Below are 19,002 nucleotides of genomic sequence, written 5' to 3' on the forward strand. Positions count from 1 at the left end.
CCGTCCGAGTTATCGCATATCAACTAGATATTTCCAAAAGCAGTGTCGCACGATATATTAAAGAATTCGAGAAAGAAAATAATGTAAGCGTATAAAGGATTGATGAACATATGAAGAAATTTTATTTTCTGACTACTTTTACGCTATTTTCTTTAGCTATTACGTCTTGTGGATTTCCCTCATCTTCATCACTGTCCAGCGCTGGAACAAAAGTTCCTGAACTGTTTTCACCAATTGAAAAGGATGGTTCTTATACCAGGACTTTCTACAGCAATTTTCCGCTGGACAATCCGAAGAGTTCTTTAGTCGCTTCTGACGCTTCCGGAAAAGGCCCTTTCACTGCTTATATAGCATGCAGTGAAGGAGAGGAGATGACTGTATCTATCGATTCAGAAATCGAAAAAACTGTACCTTGTGATAAATCAGTTTATGAGATTCATGAAATCCAAAAGATTGCACTCTCAGGGGGTATAAAAGCTACTGTAGAGTCCTCTAAAAAGTCAGGAAGCTGGCAGATTCAGTTCCTAAGTTCTAGAAGCTTTAACTAGACATTATAGTTTTGCAATCAGCACCAGCGCGTAGGCGCCACCAACCCAATACCTCAGACCGAACCCGTACCATCTACTCAACACATCGGTGCTCTGCGCCGAGTATTGTCCGCGCACAAAAAGTTGCGCACGGTTTTATGCTGAGACCAGCGGGACGTATCAAAAGTTAGGGAAAGGGTGCGCACAACTACCACGTTAAATACATAAATTTAGCGTTCTCGGCTCAGATACTCAGTCTTACGCAAAAGCATCACTGCAGTCATAACACCAAGAATGACCCATAACCCCGCACATAAAATACCCAAAGAACTCATCTGTCTCAAAACACCAACTTGATACGTCAAAGGGTTAAAACCAGCAAGAACAGCAAGCCAATTCCCCTGAATGGGGTAAAACAAGGGAGCAGTAAAAACTGCTGGAAGTGACGTCACAGTAACAACAAAATCACGTGTAGCGTACGAGTCCACTTTCCCACCTAAGGCTGCACCAAAGCCACACCATCCAGCAACAAAAAGAACACCCACACCTAATAAGGTTAAAACCCTCCACATATCTGGTGCAGACTCAGGGAAAATAAGCAGAGAACACGCAAACAAGAGCGCAAACTGAACAATAAATACCAATGCTCCAAAGAGCACAATGCTTACTACATACCCGATAACCGAACCGCCTTGAAGGATATATAAGGCCAGCACTCCCCACTTACGGTCATTAGCGACATCACTCATACTTGCTGTGGCAGAACGAAAGGCCAGCAAACATACCAGTCCTGCCAACACAAATTCGCTATACACATCGACCTTATTTTCCAACGAAGGTCGAAGCCCTGTAGACAGGAAAACTAAGTAAGCAACAGGTTCTATAAAACGGCCAAGATAGGACGTACGCCAATTCCATAAGGAGAGGATATGAAATTTTATAAGGGTTAGAGGGCGTAGCATTAGAAAACAGTCTCCCTAATATGTGTGTAGATATCCCATAAATCATCTGTCTCTCTAGGGGAAAGGCTTAGATAGTCTTCAACGGGTAAGTCAGCGATTATTTTTCCGTGGTCGATAGCCACTACTCGGGTGCAGTGTTTCGAGAATCGTGATGTTTCGTGAGTGCTTATTAATGCTGTTGTTCCGTGTTCTTTACGTTCATCAAGATATTTAAAAACTGTTTCTATACCTTCAGGGTCGAGACCGGTAGTTGGTTCATCAAGAATCATTAGTTGGGGGTTTCCGACGATTGCACGTGCAATTTGAGTTCGTCGCAGCTCTCCCCCAGACAGAGTTTCTGCAGTTTTTCCGAGATAATCGCTCAGCCCAAGGGTGTGAGCGACTTCGTCTATGGAAACACGCTGTGATTTCTGTAAGGCACTACGTCGAAGCTCTACACCGAGTGCAATGTTTTGACGCACGGTAAGAGACCAATCGATGATTTCTCGTTGAGGACACCACCCTATCTCTGAACGGTTGATATTCGTTGATAGTGTTCCTGCTGTTGGGTGTGTAAAACCGCTGACGAGGTCAAAAAGGGTTGATTTTCCTGCGCCGTTATGTCCTACTACTGCTATGACTTCTGCTGGGTTGATAGTCAGGTTTACGTTGTCTATTGCCGGTGTTGTTTTCTTGGGAAATTTTTTGACTAAGCCTTCTGCAACAATGATTGGTTTCAAGGTATCAGCTTTCTCGAAGTGCTTAATGAATATTCTCTTCTATATAGGTCTTTCTAAGACGTCATTCTCTCTTATATGAGTTTGATAATACATTTCTTATAAACAGTAGAGACATATTTCCTTATCAGAACGAATCAATAAAACGAGTATGCTTAGTTTAGCCACAGATTTTATCTGTATAAGTTTGCGCGAGAAAAACACGAAGGGTACAAACATTGACCACTATTGTTAACAATTCTGGGAACGGTAAAACTGTTGGTGTTCTTGCCCTTCAAGGTGGCGTCGCAGAACACGCACAGATGCTGGAATCTCTGGGCGCGCAGGTAGTTCTTGTTAAAAAGGCTGAGCACCTTCATGGGTTAGACGCGTTGATTCTTCCCGGTGGAGAGTCTTCTACCATTGACCGTCTTACTCGTATTTTTGGGGTACGGGATGCCTTACGCGAAGCTATTATCTCAGGTGTACCAACGTTAGGTACTTGTGCTGGGCTCATCATGTTAGCGCACACTGTAGACGACCCTGCACCGGGTCAGCAAACACTCGATATTCTTGATATTTCTGTAGATCGTAACGCTTTTGGTTCGCAGGTTGATTCTGCCGAGACAGAGGTTCTTTGGCGTGGGGCAGATGAACAGCTACACCCTGTTCATGCGGCTTTTATTCGGGCTCCTCGAGTGAGTCGAGTGGGTCAAGATGTTCAGGTAACAGCTCATCATGGTGGGCAGGTTGTCGGTGTTCGGCAAGGCAATGTTATGGGTATTTCTTTTCACCCTGAACTTACGGGTGACACAACGATTCACCGTGAACTTCTTGAGATGGTGGACGCTTAAACTCGTTTTTTCTATCTCATAACTCTTGGTGTGCTTCATGTTCATACCAGTATCTTGAAGATGAGTTATGTTTAGTTTTATGCTCCATACTTTTAGGTCCCGCTTATACGGTATTTTGTACGCTGTCGCATTGACGATGGGAGCTTATCTCATCACGTTTATTCCGGGGTTTCAGCTTGTTAGCGTTCTCCTGTTGGCGATTGTTCTCGGCATTTTGATGCGGAATGTGGGTCTTATCCCCGATTCTTGTTCAGCAGGTTTGACGTATTCGAGTAAAACGTTTTTGAGGGTTGGTGTTGTGCTCTTGGGGTTGCGTCTGGCAATTCCTGACATTCTTGAGCTAGGTTGGGGCGTGCTTTTTATCATTGCGGTCACGGTGCTGAGCACGTATCTGGTGACGTTGTGGTGCGGACGTTTGATGGGTGTTGCCCATAATTCTCGTATGCTTATTGCGACGGGTACAGCTATTTGTGGTGCTTCTGCGGTTGCTGGTATGTCTGCGGTGTTAGAGAAAAAAGATGATTCCGAAGAGGATGTGGAGTCTTCTGCGACTACTGCTATTGCTTGTGTAACACTGTTTGGAACATTTTTGATGTTTCTTATTCCGGCGTTAGCTGTTCAGTTTGGTCTTTCGTCGGAGCAGGCTGGGGTTTGGATTGGTACTTCTATCCATGAGGTGGGTCAGGTTGTTGCGGGTGCTGGGTTTATCGGTACGGATGTGGTGGCAACTGCTACGGTGACGAAGTTGGGTCGTGTGGTTCTTCTTGCTCCTTTGGTTGCTTATGTGGGGTATCGGCAGGGGCAAGAGAAAGCTCGTCGTGGGGTGTCGTCTCAGAAGCGGCCACCGTTGTTGCCACTTTTTGTGGTGGGTTTTCTTGTTGCAGTATTTTTGCGTTCGGTGTTGACCTATATGGGGTTTGATGGTGTTCTTAGCAGCGTGTTGAGGGGTGCTGAGGTTCTGTCAACGGTGTTGATTACTGTTGCGATGGGTGCGATGGGCACTAATGTTCATCTTCGGAAGATTATGACGACGGGGTTGAGTGCTGTTGTTTTGGGTGCTGTTGCGAGTGTTGTTGCGGCTGTGGTGAGCCTTGTCTTGGTCTTAGTCGTCATGTAGGTTTTCAAGCATCTTAGGTTCTATGAGCATTCGATGTGGAGCAAGTCCTACCGAACCCATATCTCAGTGCGAGCGCGTCGGCCAAGAGTCACGGCACGAGCACCCATGAAAACCGTAGAATACGCTAACCATAGAGCGATAAAGGCCGTACTCTGCCCCATAAGCGGGGTGAAGACGTCAACGAGTAGAAGTGACGGCACGTAAGCACCTAAAACAATAAGTGAAGCAATACCAAGATAACGCATGTCTTCTGCGCCCATCAGCACCCCGTCTAGAACAAAAACATATGCAGCTAATGGTTGGGTGAGTCCCACAACTAATAAGGACAACGCAAAAAGGTGTTGAACGTGCGGGTCAGAACTAAAAATCCAGCTACCAGTAAAGCCGATGAGTGCACAGAAAATTCCTGTAATTACACCAAAATAAAGACTCCACCGCACTAAAGCATTTTTAAGATCAAGAACAGCGTTCTTTCCTTGTGCCGTGTTGAGGTTCTGCGCCCCCAGTTCTTTACCTAAAAGAGCCTGTGCAGCGATAGCCAAAGAGTCGAGTGCAAAAGCAAGAAAGCTGAAAAAGCTCATGGTGAGCTGATAGGTTGCAAGAGCTGTCTGCCCTTGATGTGTGGCAACAATAACCGTGCCGAGTAACGCCACTCGCATAGAAAGCGAGCGCAACATGAGCCATGAGCCGAGAGCAAATACGTGGCGAAGTCCCGAAAGTTCGGGTGAAAGTTGTACACCGTATCGGGTGATACCCCGCCACAGACTCACACTGAGGACAGCGAACATGCCCCATTGTACGGTGGCGGTAGCAATAGCAGAGCCGGCAAGTCCCCACCCCAGAAGGTAAATCATCACCCAGTCGAGGACGATGTTCACAATCGCGCCGACGGTGGCAACATAGAGCGGGGTTTTTGTGTCTTGTAAACCTCGTAGCACCCCTACGATTGCGAGTACACCGAGCATGGCGGGCAGTCCAAGTAGTGAGGGGTGTAAGTATTCTTGGGCGTTGATGGTGGTGGCGGTGTCTGCTCCTAATGCAGTGAAGAGCTGTTGAGAGAAAACCCACCCTAAGATGCCAAGTAGTGCCCCTAGTCCGAGGGCGACCCAGAGCGCGTTTCGTCCTGCAGCGTAGGCTTGAGCGAGGTTATTTTTTCCGTAGGCTCGGGCAACTGCTGGTGTTGTGGAGTATGAGAGGAACACCATTAGCCCTATGACTGTTTGGATGATGGTCGAGCCGAGAGTGAGTCCTGCTAGTTTGTCGGTGCCGAGGTGTCCGATCATGGCAGAGTCAGCCATGACGAAGAGCGGTTCAGCGACGAGTGCGCCGAAGGCTGGTATTGCTAAGTGAAGGATTTGTCGGTGCAAGGTGTTGGAGGGTGCAGGGCGGGTAGCTGACATAATCTTTACTCTACTTGTGTGGGGCAGGTGTTTAGAGGTTGAGACGGCGTATGACGTCGTCTCCGTAGATGTCTTTGGTGAGGTAGAATTTGCGTTCTCCGACGATACGGAAACCGTATTTTTCGTAGAATTTGTTGGCACGTATGTTGAGTTTTGCGGTGCCGAGCCATAGTGTTGTGAATCCTGCTTGTCGTGCTTGTTCGCAGACGGCATCCATCATTTTTTGGGCTGTTCCGTTGCCGCGTACGGATGGGTCTAGATAGAACTTGCTTAAGCATGCTGCTTCTGCAACGATTTCGGGGTTTTCGGCGGTGTTGGTGCAGAGGACGGTGTACCCGACAGGTTGTTTGTTCTTTTCGAGGATGCCTACTTGGTAGTGTTCTGAGCGGATGTATTCTTCAAAGATTTTTTGTGAGAGTTTTTCGTTGATGAAGGTTTGTACTGCTTCTTGGGGGATGTAGGACGGTGTTGCGTCAGGGAACATCTTTTGTGCGAAGGTGTGCAGTATGGGTGCGTCGTTGAGGTTTGCTAACCGGTAGTTTGGGGTTTCTTCATGTATCACTCGCTCTATCCTAGTGGTAGGGGTGAGTCGACGGAAGAGAGCTTTTCCTCTCTATAGGTTGAGCATCAGATTTTAGGATTTTTCGTATCCTCGAAGTTTGTTGAGTTCACGACGTTGAGCTTTTGTTGGGCGTCCCGCGCCAGGTTCACGGCGGGGAACACCGCCACGCAATAAATATGATGGGTATGGTTCGGATAAGTCCTCGTAACAGGTCACCGCAATAGGTGCGCCTACTCGACGAGAAATGGTACGAATAACTTTCAGGACCTTCTCATATCCGGGGTATCGTACACGTATCACGTCTCCCGGTTTTACTGTTCGCGAGGGTTTAACAGCGCTATCGTCGATACGTACGTGCCCTGCTTTACATTCACTCTGCGCTAAGGATCGTGTTTTAAAGATACGCACAGACCACAACCACACATCAACCCGAACCGGTGGATTATGTTGATGAGATGAGCTGAGGTTGTCCTGACTCATTTTCTGTGCCTTTCCTCAAAACAAATATGACTCTCTTAGCATACCCAGCTAAGCTGAAGATATGACTACCACCCTCGCCCTCCCACCCTGCTCGCATGAGGAGATTCTTTCTACTATCCGTTTCCCTGTTCTTCCACCAGAGTCTTGTTCTCAGAATGTTGAGGGGGAAACTTATGGGACGGCTACACGTACCCGCGGATGGGTTGGTGTTGAGGTGCCAGGGCAGTGGGGGCGAGATATCCTCAAAGGTGGCAGTGTTCATTCTGCACTTGCTCGAAGAATTGCGCGTAAGGTTAAAAAACTTCGCGGATATAAGCTGTTGTTTATTAGGGAGCCGGCTTCACGTGGAAGTCAATCTCAGCAGAAGCGTCAAACACACCGCATTTTTATTGTTAATAGTGCACAGGGGAAGCAGCACACGTACCGTTTTGAGGTTCCTCATCTAGAGAAGATGCTCTCTCTTCCGTTGCACTCACCACAGAAGATTAAGGGTGTTAAGAAGGTTCCTCATAGTCTCATATTTTTGTGTACTCATGGTAAGCGTGATCGGTGTTGTGCGTTAGCAGGACGGCCTATTGCACAGTATCTCAAACAGGTTCGCCCTCCGGAGACGGTTTGGGAGTGTTCGCATATTGGTGGGCATCGTTTAGCTCCCACCGGTGTGGTGTTGCCTGCTGGTTATATGTATGGTCGGCTGACTCCTGCTACTGCTCTTATGGCGGTGGTGTCTTTAGAGGAGTATCAGGTTCCGTCGTTGGCTGGTATTCGTGGTTGTTCTTCTCTTGCGGCGGTTCATCAGGTGGCAGAGGTTGCTGTTCGTGAGTATCTTGCTCAGAGTGGAGAAGAGCCTACTATTTCTCAGCTGTCGTTTTCTTCTGTTAAAAGTGAGAAGTCCTCAAAGAAAAAGAAGAATCTTAAGAAGTCTCGAGAGTATCGGCAGTTGAAGAAGAAGTATGCGCGGTTGCGTAAGAGTCGACTGTGGCGTGAGCAGAAGGCGCGGGCGAAGGTTCTACGCAAAAAGTTGTCTTATGGTCAGGCATGTGTTGAAGAGCTGGTAGAGCTCAATGAGCTTAATCGGCGGTATCGTGAGGTTAAAGAGCAGTACCGTCGTGAGAAGTATGCGTTGCTTCATGGTGGGCAGGATACTGGGTCTTCTCAAGTTTTTTCGTCCGCGCATAAGGGTGTTCAGTGCTCTATTGTTCACCATGAGGATGGTCGTTCGTGGGTTGTTGTCACAGCTAAAACGAAGACTGCTCCGGCACGTGAGTCTTGCGGTAAAGGAGAAAAACCGCTTTCAACGTTTAAGGTTCTCTCGGTGGAGAAGGCGTCTCATCGTCGTTAGTCAGTTGCTGGTAAGTTTTCAGGTGTGGTTCTGAAGATTGTAGTTTTTCTTGTTAAAGTGTTGTCCCCGTAGCATGCATGCTACGGGGACAACACTTTTAGAGTGTAGGAATGTTTTAGATTGAGCGGATACCTTCAACCAGAATATCTAATGCCTGTTCAAGGAGATTTTCTGGGATGGTTAGAGGAGGTAATAAGCGTACAACGTTGCCGTATGTTCCGCAGGTGAGGATAAGCACTCCGCGTTCTAGGCAGTAGCTTGCGATATCTCGTGCTGCTTGCGGGTGTGGTTCTTGTGAGTTGGTGTCGAGAACGAACTCTAGTGCCATCATGGCGCCGCGTCCACGTACTTGACCAAGAATAGGCAGTTCGGGGACGAGTGGTTCAAGTTTTTGGCGGATGAGTTGTTCAATACGTAACGCGCGTTCGTTGAGGTTCCATTCTTGCATGGTTTCAATGGTGGCGAGAGCTGAGGCGCAGGCGACAGGGTTTCCGCCATAGGTGCCGCCGAGTCCGCCTGGTTGCACTTTTTCGAAGAGTTCAGCTCGTCCGGTAACGGCTGATAATGGCATACCACCGGCAATGCCTTTTGCGGTGGTGATGAGGTCTGGCTCGATGCCTTCATATTCGCTGGCGAACCATCGTCCGGTACGGCAGAATCCGGCTTGTACTTCGTCGGCGATGAAGACGATGTCTTTGCTCTTTGCCCATTGTGCGATGTTAGAGAGAAATCCTTCTGCGGGGACGATGAATCCGCCTTCACCTTGAATGGGTTCGATGAGCACGGCGGCGATGTATTCTGCTCCGACTTGTTTTTCGATGATGTCGATAGCTCGTTGTGCCGCTTGTGTGCCGGTGAGTTCTTCACCGTCACGGTAGGGGTAGCTCATGGGAACACGGTAGATTTCTGGTGCGAATGGGCCAAAGCCTTTTTTGTAGGGGGTGGCTTTTGCGGTGAGTGCCATGGTGAGGTTGGTTCGCCCGTGGTATGCGTGGTCGAAAACGATGATGGCGTTACGTCCGGTTGCTGCGCGCGCGATTTTTACGGCGTTTTCTACGGCTTCTGCGCCGGAGTTGAAGAGGACGGATCGTTTAGGGAAGTTACCGGGGGTGAGTTCGTTGAGTTTTTCTGCTACCGCAATATATCCCTCGTAGGGGGTGACCATAAAACAGGTGTGGGTGAAATGTTCGCTGGCTTCTTGGATGGCTTTGACCACTCGTGGGGCGCTTGCGCCTACGGAGGTTACGGCGATGCCTGAGCCGAGGTCTACGAAGGAGTTTCCGTCGACGTCGAGGATTACTCCGCCGTCTGCGTCTTGTGCGTAGATGGGCGCAGTGGAGGCGACTCCGGCGGGTACGGCGTCTGCTCGTCGTTGTGCTAGTTGTTGTGAGTGTTCACCGGGGAAGGTGCCGTTGAGTTTGATTTCTTGTGGCAGGCGGTAGGTTATGTTTGTCATTGATGTACTTTCTCTTAGAGGAAGCAACCGAGAAGAGTTGACGTTTCACGTGAAACGTTCGAGGCTCTTCTCGGTAGCTTTTGTGTTCAGTCACTTCACAAGCAGGAGCTAAAGACTCCCGCCGTAGAGGAATTACACGCTCATATCACTCATCACGTGTTTGACGCGGGTGTACTCTTCTACTGAATACAGGGAGAGATCTTTGCCGTATCCAGAGAGTTTGTATCCTCCATGTGGCATTTCTGCGGTGAGCATGACGTGAGTGTTAATCCATACAGCACCAAAATCAAGGTCGCGAGACATGCGCATAGCAACACCGTGGTTGCTTGTCCACACAGAAGACGCCAAGGCATACGAGACGTCATTAGCTAGTTCTAGAGCTTCTGCCTCATCACTGAAAGGTTGCACAGTCAGAACCGGCGCAAATGTTTCTTCTTGGACGATAGAGTCTTGCTGTTTGACGTTACTAATCACAGTGGGCGCAATGAAGTATCCGCGTTCAGTGCAACGAACACCGCCTGTATCAACAACCGCGTGCTCAGGAAGGTTCTCTAGCTTCTGCATAACCGTCTTGAAATGGTTGACGTTATTGAGCGGGCCATAATAGTTCTTTGAGTCGTCTGCGTCTCCGGTCGTAATCTTTTCGGCTTCTTGCACCAGCAGTGCACGGAATTGTTCGTAGACAGACTCTTCAACAAGAACACGAGTAATAGCAGTGCAGTCTTGACCAGCATTAAAGTACCCGAATTCGGTGAGCATACGAGCCGCGCGAGGTAAATCTGCATCAGCGAAAACGATGGCGGGAGCTTTACCACCAAGTTCAAGGTGTGCACGTTTGAGGTCTTTTGCGGCGCTTGCGGCGACTGCTTGGCCTGCACGCACTGAACCGGTAATAGAGACCATGGACGGGGTGGGGTGTTCTACCATCTGAGCCCCAACACTTGCGTCTCCTAGGAGTACGTTTACCACACCGGCAGGGAAAATATTCTGAATGAGCTGGGCCAGCACCAGAGTGGATTCTGGGGTAGTGTCCGAGGGTTTAAGAACAACGGTATTACCGGCCGCCAAAGCTGGTCCCAGTTTCCACACGGCCATTAGGAGCGGGTAGTTCCATGGGGCGACTTGGGCAACAACACCTACGGGTTCACGGCGAATATAGGAGGTATGGTCGGCCATGTATTCGTAGGCTGCTTTGCCTTCAAGGGTGCGTGCGCAACCAGCAAAGAAGCGCATTTGGTCTGCACCGGCGAGAACTTCTTCGTTGCGGATGATTTCTCGTGGCTGACCGGTATTGCGGTGTTGCGCTTCAACCAGTTTGTCGGCGTTTTCTTCCATGGCTGTTGCCAGCTCAAGGAGGTATTTTTGTCGTTGTGATGGGGTGGTTCGTCGCCAACTAGTGAAGGCTTCACGAGCAGCACTCATGGCGGCTTCGATCTCTTCTGCTGTTGCAATAGGTGATTGTGCAACGGTTTCTTCGGTTGCGGGGTTAACGATATCGAGTGTCTCGACTGAAAGCGAGTCGATAAATTCTCCGTTAATGAAGTGTTGTAGGCGTTTCATGGGGTGAACCCTTCATTGTGTCTTGGGGTGACGTGCATTACTTACAGCATATCTGCTAAAGAGCGTAGGGGTCTTTAACTCCGATATATTGCGTGTAGGTGTATTCATCGATACCTTCTGCGGCTCCTTCACGACCTAAACCAGAATGTTTAACTCCACCAAAGGGTGCAGCCGCGTTAGAGATAACCCCAGCATTCCAACCCACCAAACCGAATTCTAGGTGGTCAGCCGCACGCAGTTGACGCTGATAATCCTTAGTGTAAACGTAGGAGGCAAGCCCGTATTCGGTGTTATTAGCCATGCGGTAAGCTTCATATTCATCGCTAAAGGTCATAATGGGTGCAATAGGCCCAAAGATTTCTTCACGAATCACAGATGCTTCTGCTGGAACGTTAGCTAACACGGTTGGTTCAAAGAAATATCCTGCACCATCTATTGCGTGACCGCCCACAACGATACGAGCACCGTGAGCTACCGCGTCAGCAACTTTTTCGCTCATCTGTTCTTGTGCTTTCTTTTCGATGAGAGGACCGCAAGTAACCCCTTCATCCATGCCGTTGCCGACTTTCATCTGACGGATTTTTTCGGCAAATTTTTCAGTGAATTCTTCAGCAACTGATTCGTGCACAATAAAACGGTTTGCGGCAGTGCAGGCTTGACCCATGTTTCGCATCTTTGCGCCCATTGCGCCGTTGACGGCGTCATCAATATCAGCATCGTCAAAGACGATAAACGGCGCGTTTCCGCCGAGTTCCATGGAGGTGCGCAGAACATTTGCGGAAGCTTGTTCGAGGAGTTTTTTACCGACTTCCGTTGATCCAGTAAAGGACACTTTACGCAGTCGAGAATCAGCAAGGAGGGGTGCACTAATAGCAGATGCTGAGGCTGAGGGTACGACGTTGAGCACTCCGTGAGGAAGTCCAGCATCGAGCATTGTTTGCACAAAGTATTGCGCGGTCAAAGGGGTGAGTCGTGCTGGCTTGAGAATCATGGTGCAGCCAGCGGCGATAGCTGGAGCGACTTTGCGTGTTGCCATAGCAAGAGGAAAATTCCATGGGGTGATGAGCAAGCACGGACCAACAGGTTTGCGGGAGGTGAGGATACGGTTTGTTCCTTCGGGTGTGTTAACGTATCGCCCGTAGTTGCGAACGGTTTCTTCAGAGAACCAGCGAAGAAACTCAGCACCGTATTTTACTTCTCCGTGAGCTTCTGCAAGCGGTTTACCCATCTCAAGTGTCATAAGTTGGGCGAAGTCTTCGGCACGTTCTGTGACCAGTTCGTAGGCGCGACGAAGAATTTCAGCTCGTTCACGTGCAGGAGTTTCAACCCACCCCTTGTTTTTATATGCGGCGTGACATGCGGCGTCTAACGCTTCAGTAGCGTCTTGAGAAGTTGCTGAGGCAATAGTTGCTAGTTTTTCTTCAGTTGCAGGGTTGAACACGTCAAAGGTTTCTCCGGTGGAGCTTTCTTTCCACTGATCGCCAATGAGCAAGCCGGTGGGTACTTTGTTGATGAGTTCGGTGATTGCGGTGTTCACGTTAGTCCTTTTCTCCATGTTCTTCATTGAATGTTGGAATGATAGGGGGAAGATGATGATTCTTCTATCACACCCCAACCTAATGGGTTAAGGCAATTTTGGCGAGGTTTTATTATTTTTGCTACCGTTATCACGATATTAATGGCTTTTGTTGAAGGTATTTTTAATCTTCTTACCGCAAGAGTCTGTACACAATGCGACGGTATGAGAAAATGACCCCATGAGTTTGAACAGCTCCCCCACAAACACTATAGATTTACCGGTTCTGACCTCGCTTCTAGAGAATTACTCACAGCAGGCGCAAGAGCCTATTCACGCGCACCTTCATAGCTCTCACGGTGAAATAGTTGAATTTTCGTTGACCAACGACAGCGGAAACATCGTTATTGATGCAACGCTCACCCAAAATTTTCTTGTGGCTGCTCAGAATTTATTGAATAGTGGCACTATTCCCCCGAACGCCGTTATCAATATTGACACTTCGCTTTCTCATGAAGATATTGGGGATCATGCCGTTGAGGATAACCCCGGTGATTTAGAGGGCGTACCAACCACCCAAAATGATGGTTTAGCGCTTCATCGTACGCTCACTCGTTTAGGGCATACCAAGGGTTATTCTCCTTCAGATATTGATTACATCATTAAAAAACGTGGTGGCATCACATTGCCGGAGTTGCGTTTTTATCGTTCGACGGTACGCGATGGAAAGATTGCAGACGGCCCCTTTGGGGATATTCTTGCATCACATATTGAAGAAGATTTCGGAGCGAGCGACCTTGCAGATGCTCAGCTTCCACGTATTCCAACGCAACCAAGCGATGTTGTACAGCCGTTGCTATCTCATCGACTGTGGGTAGAGATTGCCCATGACACAGATACTCTTTATGCGGTAGATCTTGCCCCTGGAGCTTCTGGCGCAAAGGGTCAGGTTATTAGCCGCGACCCGCGTATTGCAAAGCCGCCTCGTCTTCTTGCTCGTTCCTTCTCAGATTTTGTGACTGGCAACTGGGTCAGCGAAGAGGAGCGCCGTAAGAGTTGGGGCGTTTTGGAGGATTCGTCGGTTGCTCAGTGGATAAGCTCTACCACCATCAAAGATGACAGCGCACACGAGAGTCAGCCACAGCAGGAGCAGGCTGTTTCGGCGGTGACGATGGATTCTCTTACAGAGCCTGCATCTTCTCAGGTTCTTGCAGATGGTTCTTTACCGGTAGAAGAAGAGACTCCTTCTACTGAATCCGACACAATATCTTATCGCTCACAAGTTGATGAGTTTGTACGGCAGACAAGGCAGGCTGAGCAGAAATCTCAGGAAGAGTTTGCTCAAGATTTTGCGACTCATGCTTTTGGTAATTCCGAGGAGTCTTCTGCTGTTGACCCCGAGACATCGTCGCCTTCTTCAGATGAGTCACTTCCTGTTTCTGCTCAGGAGAAGAATCTTGAGGCAGAGCGTGAGGAGCCGAAGAGACGTCATTTTGCAGAGTCTGAGCCTGAGAGTGTTCTTAAAGCTGCGGTTAAAAAGTTTTTCCTTGGCTAGGAGTCGTTTTAGCGTGGCTTAGTGTAGCCGAGGTGCTCTCCGCTGGAGACCTCACGTACGTCATTGTTAGTGATGTTCACGCCGAAGTTCTTCATGTTAGTGACCATGACCATGACTTCTGGCAGTGGCGTGGAGGCGTATTCTTTTTCTCTGCTGATGCGTAGTAGGGGTTCTCCTGCGGTAATGTGAGTTCCTGTTTCGACTAACGCTTTGAGCCCGTAGTGGTTTCGTTGGGCGACGTCTACTCCAATGTGTATGAGCACTTCTGCCCCTTGTGGTGTGCAGATGGCGCATGCTTGGAGGGTGTTTTGAATGAGAACGATACGTCCACTCACGGGCGCGTTGATGGTTTCTTCTGTCGCTTCTACGGCGTAGCCTTCTCCTAGTAGCCCACTGGAGAATACGGGGTCTCCGACAAGGTTTAGTGGCTTATATGTTCCTTGTACTGGCGAGAAGAGTTCTTCTGGCGTATATGGTGTGGTTGAGAGCGTGGCTGTTCTCTTTTTTCGTCTGAATCTAAACATCGTTCTCCTTTGGACGCATGTTGTTTCTCTACACACCATGAGAGTAACCCAGAACACTCTTGAGTGGTATTTAGCCACTCATAGATACAGAAATTTTACGTGTTCTTGGCTTGTCTCGACATTGTTATATACAAAGTATCTTCTGCACGGGTAACGTTGATACGAGTTCTATCATGATGAGGAGAATTGTGGCTGATACTGTACAAAATGCTGAACTTGAGGTGTTTATTCCCGCTCCGGGAGAGAATCCTGACGACCCGCAAGATATAGAGCGTGAGGAGTTTCTTAGGACAGCTCAGCAACTTCTTGATGAAGGTTTAGATATTGTTGTTTATTCAACAGATTCTTATCCGAGCGCTTTTACGCAGTGTGTTCCGGTAGCTGATCAGATTGAGATATCGGGTGCTGATGTGCTCCCTATTTTGTTGGTTGATGGTGAGGTGAAGGTGTCTTATCACTACCCTGATGCTGAACAGTTACAGCGTTTTTCGCGCGCTCGTAGTGTGCAGCAGAAAAAGGTGTCAGCGACTGCCACTGGTTGTGGCCCTGTCGCCACAGAGTCGGCTCCCCCTGCAAAGCCTTCAGCTCCGGCAGGTTTTGCTGCAACGTTAGCGGGTCTTTCTCAGATTCCTTCTGGGACACCGGATATTGGTCAGCGTCAGAACCTGATGGAGTCTGCGGAGAATCAGGATGAGTTTTCAGACGAAGAATTATCTGAGGTAGAGCGTCGACTCTCTGGTGCGCCGGCTTCTGGGGGTTGTGGTTGCGGTGGCTGTGGTTGCGGATAGGGTCTATCCGTTCATATCACCTAAACTAAAGTATTGAGAATTATTAGCGTGTTCTTCAGCAGTGATGTTGAAGTTCTGTATGGTCTTTGAAAGGACGCTCCTATGACAAGCACTCCTCATATCAACCCTCAGGGTGTTCCTATTGCAAAAACTGTTCTTTTGCCGGGGGACCCTCTTCGTGCGCAGTTTATCGCGGAAAATTATCTGAGCGATGTTCAGCAGTTTAATACTGTTCGTAACATGTTTGGGTTTACAGGAATGTTTAATGGTCAGCAGGTTTCTGTGATGGGCTCTGGCATGGGTATTCCTTCTGCGAGTCTTTATACTTATGAGCTGATTCATACGTTCGGTGTTGAGCGCCTGATTCGTATTGGTTCTTGTGGTGGCATGCAAGATCAGCTTGAACTATTCGATATTGTGGTTGCGGCTTCAGCTTCTACAGATTCTCATTTCATGCATCAGTACAAGCTTCCTGGTACTTTTGCCCCGACTGCATCGTGGAGTCTGCTTTCTGCTGTGGCGCAGGAGGCTGAGTCTCAGGGTGTTCAGTTGCATGTGGGTAATGTTTTGTCTTCTGATGTGTTTTATCGTCATGATCCTTCTGATGCTCAGCGTTGGGCTCAGATGGGTGTTCTTGCGGTTGAGATGGAGACTGCTGGTATTTATTCTGTTGCGGCACATGCTGGTGTTGAGGCGTTGGCTTTGTTCACGGTTTCTGATCATTTGTTTAAGGGTGAAGAGACCACCAGTGAGCAGCGTCAGAAGAGCTTTACTCAGATGATGGAGCTTGTTCTTCCGGTTGCTGCACGTTAAGGGATACTGGCGTTTATGATGTCTGATTTTGCGCGAGTGGAGCATCGCCCATCGCTTGTTCTTGCTGGTTTACGTGAGACGATTGATCCTGCTGTTGGCAATGCTGATGTGTGGGAGCGTGTTTTGAATACGGTTAAGCTGGCTGGTTTTAGCACTGAGGGCACTCAGCAGGTTGCCATTATTTTTGGTGCTAATATGCGTCAAGAGTTTGATTATATGGCTGGTTTGGTGGTGAATTCTCGGGATAACGCGCAGGCTTTGGGTTTGAATGCGGCAGAAGTTCCTGCTGGTGATTATGCCATTGTTGATGTTCGTGGCCCTGCCCCGTTAGCGTCTATGACGGGTTTGGATTATCTTTTGGGTACGTTTTTGCCTGAGAGAGCTTTGACGGCGTCTGGTCCTGCACTGGAGGTGTATGGTCCTGGGGATACTAGTTCTGAGGATTATATGATGCAGGTTTGGGTTCCTGTTAAGGCACTTTGAGAGGGTAGTTCTTCTCGTTTTTTGGTGTAGAAGGTCGCTTCACTGTTTGGTGGAGCGACCTTTTTCGTATGGTGTTTGTTTGGTATGAGTGTTTTTTCAGTTCTGGTGTGCACGGTGCAAGTTAGGTATCACGTTCTGGGGCTGAGGTGTATGGGGCAGGTGGAAATATTCTGCTAGCCAGATAGTTTATACGGGGTTTTCTAGGCGTTCTATTGTGACAAGAAGTAGGGGGTTCTTGTTTTTTCGGGTGGGGTATCAGGGTGAAGTTTTTTGCAATTTTTTCCAGTCTTTAACGCAAAATAAAGAAACTTTGTAACTATGTCAGTACAAACATTGACATTTGGGTGTGTGATGGGGCACGCTATAACTAACAGCTTTTCGGCGAGGACGCCAAACCCATACGACCCCACTAAGGAAAGATTTCATGTACGACCTTCTCACCATGGGCCGCATCAGCGTTGACGTATACCCTAACGACATTGGAGTCGGACTAGAAGACGTCACATCATTCGGTAAATACCTCGGTGGCTCCCCTGCAAACGTAGCGGTAGCAGCTGCCCGTTACGGACATAAAACTTCGGTCATTACCCGCGTTGGCAATGACCCTTTCGGCACTTTTCTTCGCCGTGAACTCAAAAAATACGGTGTAGACGAAGCTCATGTTTCAACTGATCCTCAGCTGCAAACATGCGTAACTTTCTGCGCTATCAAGCCGCCAGAAGATTTCCCCCTATACTTCTACGGCCGCTTCCCCACCGCACCAGATTTACAGCTCACCGAAGCAGACATCAACAAAGAAGCTGTCAAAGAGAGCCGTATTTTCTGGAGCACTCTAACAGGAATGTGCCAAGAACCAGCTCGTAGCGCGCAACTTGCAGCACATGAGGCACGCCCACGAGATCTCCTCTCCGACGAACAACACACCATCCTCGATCTAGATTACCGCCCCATGTTCTGGGAAAACATTGAGCAGGCACAACAAGCTGCTCAACAGCTTCTCTCCTATGCAACTATCGCTATCGGAAACCGCGAAGAATGCGCCGTAGCAGTTGGAGACGGCACCCCAGATGAACAAGCAGACCGACTCCTTGAAGCAGGCGTCAAACTTGCTGTCGTGAAGATGGGTGCCAACGGTGTTCTTGCAAAGACCGCAACCAGCCGTGTGGTATGCGCACCAACACCAGTTGAAACAGCTAATGGTCTTGGCGCTGGAGACTCTTTCGGCGGAGCTTTTGTGCACGGCGTGCTCTCTGGCTGGGAACTCGATAAGGTACTCGACTTTGCCAATGGTGCAGGCGCTATCGTCGCATCACAAATTGCATGTTCGGATGCTATGCCTACCGAATCTGAAGTACAAGAGTTCCTCGCTCAATATGGGCGCAACTTCTAAGCACCGCACGAGCCAAATTTTTCAGGAGATTACAATGTCCCATTCTCATGATGAAGAGCGTGACCCTAGACGATATGAGCATCTCACACGTATCCGTCTAGAGGACCCTCAAGCTATCCAACGTGCAGCCGACAACCGTGTTCGCCACGAAGGCCCACGTTATGGAAAACAAAACTTTATCGTCGCTGCAGATCACCCTGCACGCGGAGCAAACCGCGTCAAAGATCGTGCAATGGCGATGGCAGATCGTCGCGATCTTCTTGACCGCCTACAAATTGCACTCAAAAACCCAGCGGTGGACGGTGTTCTCGCGTCTCCCGACATTCTCGACGACTTACTCCTTTTAGGTGCTCTTGACGGAAAGCTCGTCTTCGGGTCGATGAACCGTGGTGGTATTAGTGGGCTTGTCAACGAAATGGACGACCGCTTCACCGGACACACTGCCGAATATCTCAAGCGTATTGGCGCTGACGGCGGCAAAATGCTCACCCGCATTCACTACGGTGATGAGAACACTGTAGCTACCCTAGAGGCTTGCGCTCAGGCAGTTAATGCTTTAGCAGAACAAGAACTCTACGCGATGGTTGAGCCTTTTATCTCAGAAACTCATAACGGCGCTATTCGTAACAATCTCTCTGCTGATGCCGTCATTACCTCTATCGGTATTGCTGAAGCTCTTGGAACTAACACCGCTTATACGTGGATGAAACTTCCTGTTGTTGAGGAGATGGAACGAGTTATGGCAGCTACGACGATGCCGACTGTTCTTCTGGGTGGAGATCCTTCTGGTTCTCCCGAAGAGGTATTCTCTAGCTGGGAAAATGCGTTGAAGCTCCCTGGTGTTCAGGGTCTTACGGTAGGGCGTACCTTGCTATACCCTGCAGATGGCAATGTTGCTGGTGCTGTTGAAACAGCCGCTTCGCTTCTACATCACACCATCACCGATTAATCTTCTTTCATTCACCTTTTGACGTATAA

General features: G+C 48.8%; 19 protein-coding genes. 10 read left to right on the forward strand and 9 right to left on the reverse strand.

The window, feature by feature from the left end:
• Positions 1-110: 110 nt before the first annotated feature.
• Positions 111-548 (forward strand): hypothetical protein, encoded by a 438-nt coding sequence (locus tag ACN083_RS02220; protein WP_419101195.1) that lies wholly within the window; start codon positions 111-113, stop codon positions 546-548.
• A gap of 209 nt (positions 549-757) precedes the next feature.
• Here the strand turns inward: ACN083_RS02220 and ACN083_RS02225 are convergent, their stop codons facing one another.
• Both ACN083_RS02225 and ACN083_RS02230 read right to left on the reverse strand, forming a co-directional pair.
• Positions 758-1,489 carry an ABC transporter permease gene (locus ACN083_RS02225; protein WP_419101196.1) on the reverse strand — a complete coding sequence of 244 codons (732 nt, stop codon included), beginning with the start codon at positions 1,487-1,489 and terminating at the stop codon, positions 758-760.
• Positions 1,489-2,208 carry an ABC transporter ATP-binding protein gene (locus ACN083_RS02230; RefSeq protein ID WP_419101197.1) on the reverse strand — a complete coding sequence of 240 codons (720 nt, stop codon included), beginning with the start codon at positions 2,206-2,208 and terminating at the stop codon, positions 1,489-1,491. The genes ACN083_RS02225 and ACN083_RS02230 overlap by 1 nt, the downstream gene beginning before the upstream one ends.
• Positions 2,209-2,423: 215 nt before the next feature.
• Here ACN083_RS02230 and pdxT point away from each other — a divergent pair, with 215 nt between their 5' ends.
• Entirely contained in the window at positions 2,424-3,038 is a 615-nt protein-coding gene (gene pdxT / locus ACN083_RS02235) for a pyridoxal 5'-phosphate synthase glutaminase subunit PdxT (RefSeq protein WP_419101198.1), read from the forward strand.
• A 67-nt stretch (positions 3,039-3,105) separates the two neighbouring features.
• On the forward strand, positions 3,106-4,155 hold the full coding sequence (locus tag ACN083_RS02240) for a YeiH family protein (RefSeq protein ID WP_419101199.1): 1,050 nt from the start codon (positions 3,106-3,108) through the stop codon (positions 4,153-4,155).
• A 47-nt stretch (positions 4,156-4,202) separates the two neighbouring features.
• Here ACN083_RS02240 and ACN083_RS02245 read toward each other — a convergent pair whose 3' ends face one another.
• The 3 genes from ACN083_RS02245 to ACN083_RS02255 form a co-directional block, all read right to left on the reverse strand.
• Entirely contained in the window at positions 4,203-5,555 is a 1,353-nt protein-coding gene (locus tag ACN083_RS02245) for an MATE family efflux transporter (RefSeq protein WP_419101200.1), read from the reverse strand.
• Positions 5,556-5,586: 31 nt separating this feature from the next.
• Positions 5,587-6,117: an N-acetyltransferase family protein gene (locus ACN083_RS02250; RefSeq protein WP_419101201.1), complete on the reverse strand. Its 531-nt coding sequence runs from the start codon at positions 6,115-6,117 to the stop codon at positions 5,587-5,589.
• Between the two features lie 72 nt (positions 6,118-6,189).
• The gene (locus ACN083_RS02255) at positions 6,190-6,597 is read right to left on the reverse strand and encodes an RNA-binding S4 domain-containing protein (protein WP_419101202.1); all 408 of its coding nucleotides are present in this window, start codon (positions 6,595-6,597) and stop codon (positions 6,190-6,192) included.
• A 61-nt stretch (positions 6,598-6,658) separates the two neighbouring features.
• Here ACN083_RS02255 and ACN083_RS02260 point away from each other — a divergent pair, with 61 nt between their 5' ends.
• The gene (locus ACN083_RS02260) at positions 6,659-7,939 is read left to right on the forward strand and encodes a sucrase ferredoxin (protein ID WP_419101203.1); all 1,281 of its coding nucleotides are present in this window, start codon (positions 6,659-6,661) and stop codon (positions 7,937-7,939) included.
• 115 nt (positions 7,940-8,054) lie between these two features.
• On the opposite strand, the gene gabT is transcribed toward ACN083_RS02260, so the two are convergent.
• From gabT to ACN083_RS02275, 3 genes are all read right to left on the reverse strand, one after another.
• A complete protein-coding gene (gabT, locus tag ACN083_RS02265) occupies positions 8,055-9,395 on the reverse strand; it encodes a 4-aminobutyrate--2-oxoglutarate transaminase (RefSeq protein ID WP_419101204.1) in 1,341 nt (446 codons plus the stop codon).
• 132 nt (positions 9,396-9,527) lie between these two features.
• Positions 9,528-10,955 (reverse strand): gamma-aminobutyraldehyde dehydrogenase, encoded by a 1,428-nt coding sequence (locus ACN083_RS02270; protein WP_419101205.1) that lies wholly within the window; start codon positions 10,953-10,955, stop codon positions 9,528-9,530.
• A gap of 55 nt (positions 10,956-11,010) precedes the next feature.
• Positions 11,011-12,519: an NAD-dependent succinate-semialdehyde dehydrogenase gene (locus tag ACN083_RS02275; RefSeq protein WP_419101206.1), complete on the reverse strand. Its 1,509-nt coding sequence runs from the start codon at positions 12,517-12,519 to the stop codon at positions 11,011-11,013.
• A 193-nt stretch (positions 12,520-12,712) separates the two neighbouring features.
• Between ACN083_RS02275 and ACN083_RS02280 the strand changes: the two genes are divergently transcribed.
• Positions 12,713-14,026: a hypothetical protein gene (locus ACN083_RS02280; RefSeq protein ID WP_419101207.1), complete on the forward strand. Its 1,314-nt coding sequence runs from the start codon at positions 12,713-12,715 to the stop codon at positions 14,024-14,026.
• An 8-nt stretch (positions 14,027-14,034) separates the two neighbouring features.
• Here ACN083_RS02280 and ACN083_RS02285 read toward each other — a convergent pair whose 3' ends face one another.
• Positions 14,035-14,550, reverse strand: a complete 516-nt coding sequence (locus ACN083_RS02285) for a PTS sugar transporter subunit IIA (protein ID WP_419101208.1) — start codon at positions 14,548-14,550, stop codon at positions 14,035-14,037.
• A 188-nt stretch (positions 14,551-14,738) separates the two neighbouring features.
• Here ACN083_RS02285 and ACN083_RS02290 point away from each other — a divergent pair, with 188 nt between their 5' ends.
• The 5 genes from ACN083_RS02290 to ACN083_RS02310 all read left to right on the forward strand — a co-directional run bounded on the left by ACN083_RS02290 (position 14,739) and on the right by ACN083_RS02310 (position 18,973).
• Positions 14,739-15,338, forward strand: coding sequence for an arsenic metallochaperone ArsD family protein (locus ACN083_RS02290; RefSeq protein ID WP_419101209.1), 600 nt, complete (start codon positions 14,739-14,741; stop codon positions 15,336-15,338).
• A 102-nt stretch (positions 15,339-15,440) separates the two neighbouring features.
• Positions 15,441-16,151: a purine-nucleoside phosphorylase gene (deoD, locus tag ACN083_RS02295; RefSeq protein WP_419101210.1), complete on the forward strand. Its 711-nt coding sequence runs from the start codon at positions 15,441-15,443 to the stop codon at positions 16,149-16,151.
• Positions 16,152-16,166: 15 nt separating this feature from the next.
• Complete coding sequence (locus ACN083_RS02300; protein WP_419101211.1) at positions 16,167-16,634, forward strand: GyrI-like domain-containing protein; 468 nt, start codon at positions 16,167-16,169, stop codon at positions 16,632-16,634.
• Positions 16,635-17,058: 424 nt separating this feature from the next.
• Entirely contained in the window at positions 17,059-18,024 is a 966-nt protein-coding gene (iolC, locus tag ACN083_RS02305; RefSeq protein ID WP_419101212.1) for a 5-dehydro-2-deoxygluconokinase, read from the forward strand.
• Positions 18,025-18,058: 34 nt separating this feature from the next.
• Positions 18,059-18,973: a Cgl0159 family (beta/alpha)8-fold protein gene (locus ACN083_RS02310; protein WP_419101213.1), complete on the forward strand. Its 915-nt coding sequence runs from the start codon at positions 18,059-18,061 to the stop codon at positions 18,971-18,973.
• Positions 18,974-19,002: the final 29 nt, after the last annotated feature.

The sequence above is a fragment of the Rothia sp. CCM 9418 genome, from assembly GCF_048512825.1.
GTDB lineage: Bacteria > Actinomycetota > Actinomycetes > Actinomycetales > Micrococcaceae > Rothia.

Coding starts and splice junctions, on each gene's coding strand:
- gabT (WP_419101204.1), bottom strand. CDS start 9,395: ATGACAAACATAACCTACCGCCTGCCACAAGAAATCAAACTCAACGGC.
- ACN083_RS02220 (WP_419101195.1), top strand. CDS start 111: ATGAAGAAATTTTATTTTCTGACTACTTTTACGCTATTTTCTTTAGCT.
- ACN083_RS02270 (WP_419101205.1), bottom strand. CDS start 10,955: ATGAAACGCCTACAACACTTCATTAACGGAGAATTTATCGACTCGCTT.
- ACN083_RS02225 (WP_419101196.1), bottom strand. CDS start 1,489: ATGCTACGCCCTCTAACCCTTATAAAATTTCATATCCTCTCCTTATGG.
- ACN083_RS02255 (WP_419101202.1), bottom strand. CDS start 6,597: ATGAGTCAGGACAACCTCAGCTCATCTCATCAACATAATCCACCGGTT.
- ACN083_RS02310 (WP_419101213.1), top strand. CDS start 18,059: ATGTCCCATTCTCATGATGAAGAGCGTGACCCTAGACGATATGAGCAT.
- ACN083_RS02275 (WP_419101206.1), bottom strand. CDS start 12,519: ATGAAGAACATGGAGAAAAGGACTAACGTGAACACCGCAATCACCGAA.
- ACN083_RS02285 (WP_419101208.1), bottom strand. CDS start 14,550: ATGTTTAGATTCAGACGAAAAAAGAGAACAGCCACGCTCTCAACCACA.
- iolC (WP_419101212.1), top strand. CDS start 17,059: ATGTACGACCTTCTCACCATGGGCCGCATCAGCGTTGACGTATACCCT.
- ACN083_RS02240 (WP_419101199.1), top strand. CDS start 3,106: ATGTTTAGTTTTATGCTCCATACTTTTAGGTCCCGCTTATACGGTATT.
- ACN083_RS02245 (WP_419101200.1), bottom strand. CDS start 5,555: ATGTCAGCTACCCGCCCTGCACCCTCCAACACCTTGCACCGACAAATC.
- ACN083_RS02280 (WP_419101207.1), top strand. CDS start 12,713: ATGAGTTTGAACAGCTCCCCCACAAACACTATAGATTTACCGGTTCTG.
- ACN083_RS02300 (WP_419101211.1), top strand. CDS start 16,167: ATGATGTCTGATTTTGCGCGAGTGGAGCATCGCCCATCGCTTGTTCTT.
- ACN083_RS02260 (WP_419101203.1), top strand. CDS start 6,659: ATGACTACCACCCTCGCCCTCCCACCCTGCTCGCATGAGGAGATTCTT.
- deoD (WP_419101210.1), top strand. CDS start 15,441: ATGACAAGCACTCCTCATATCAACCCTCAGGGTGTTCCTATTGCAAAA.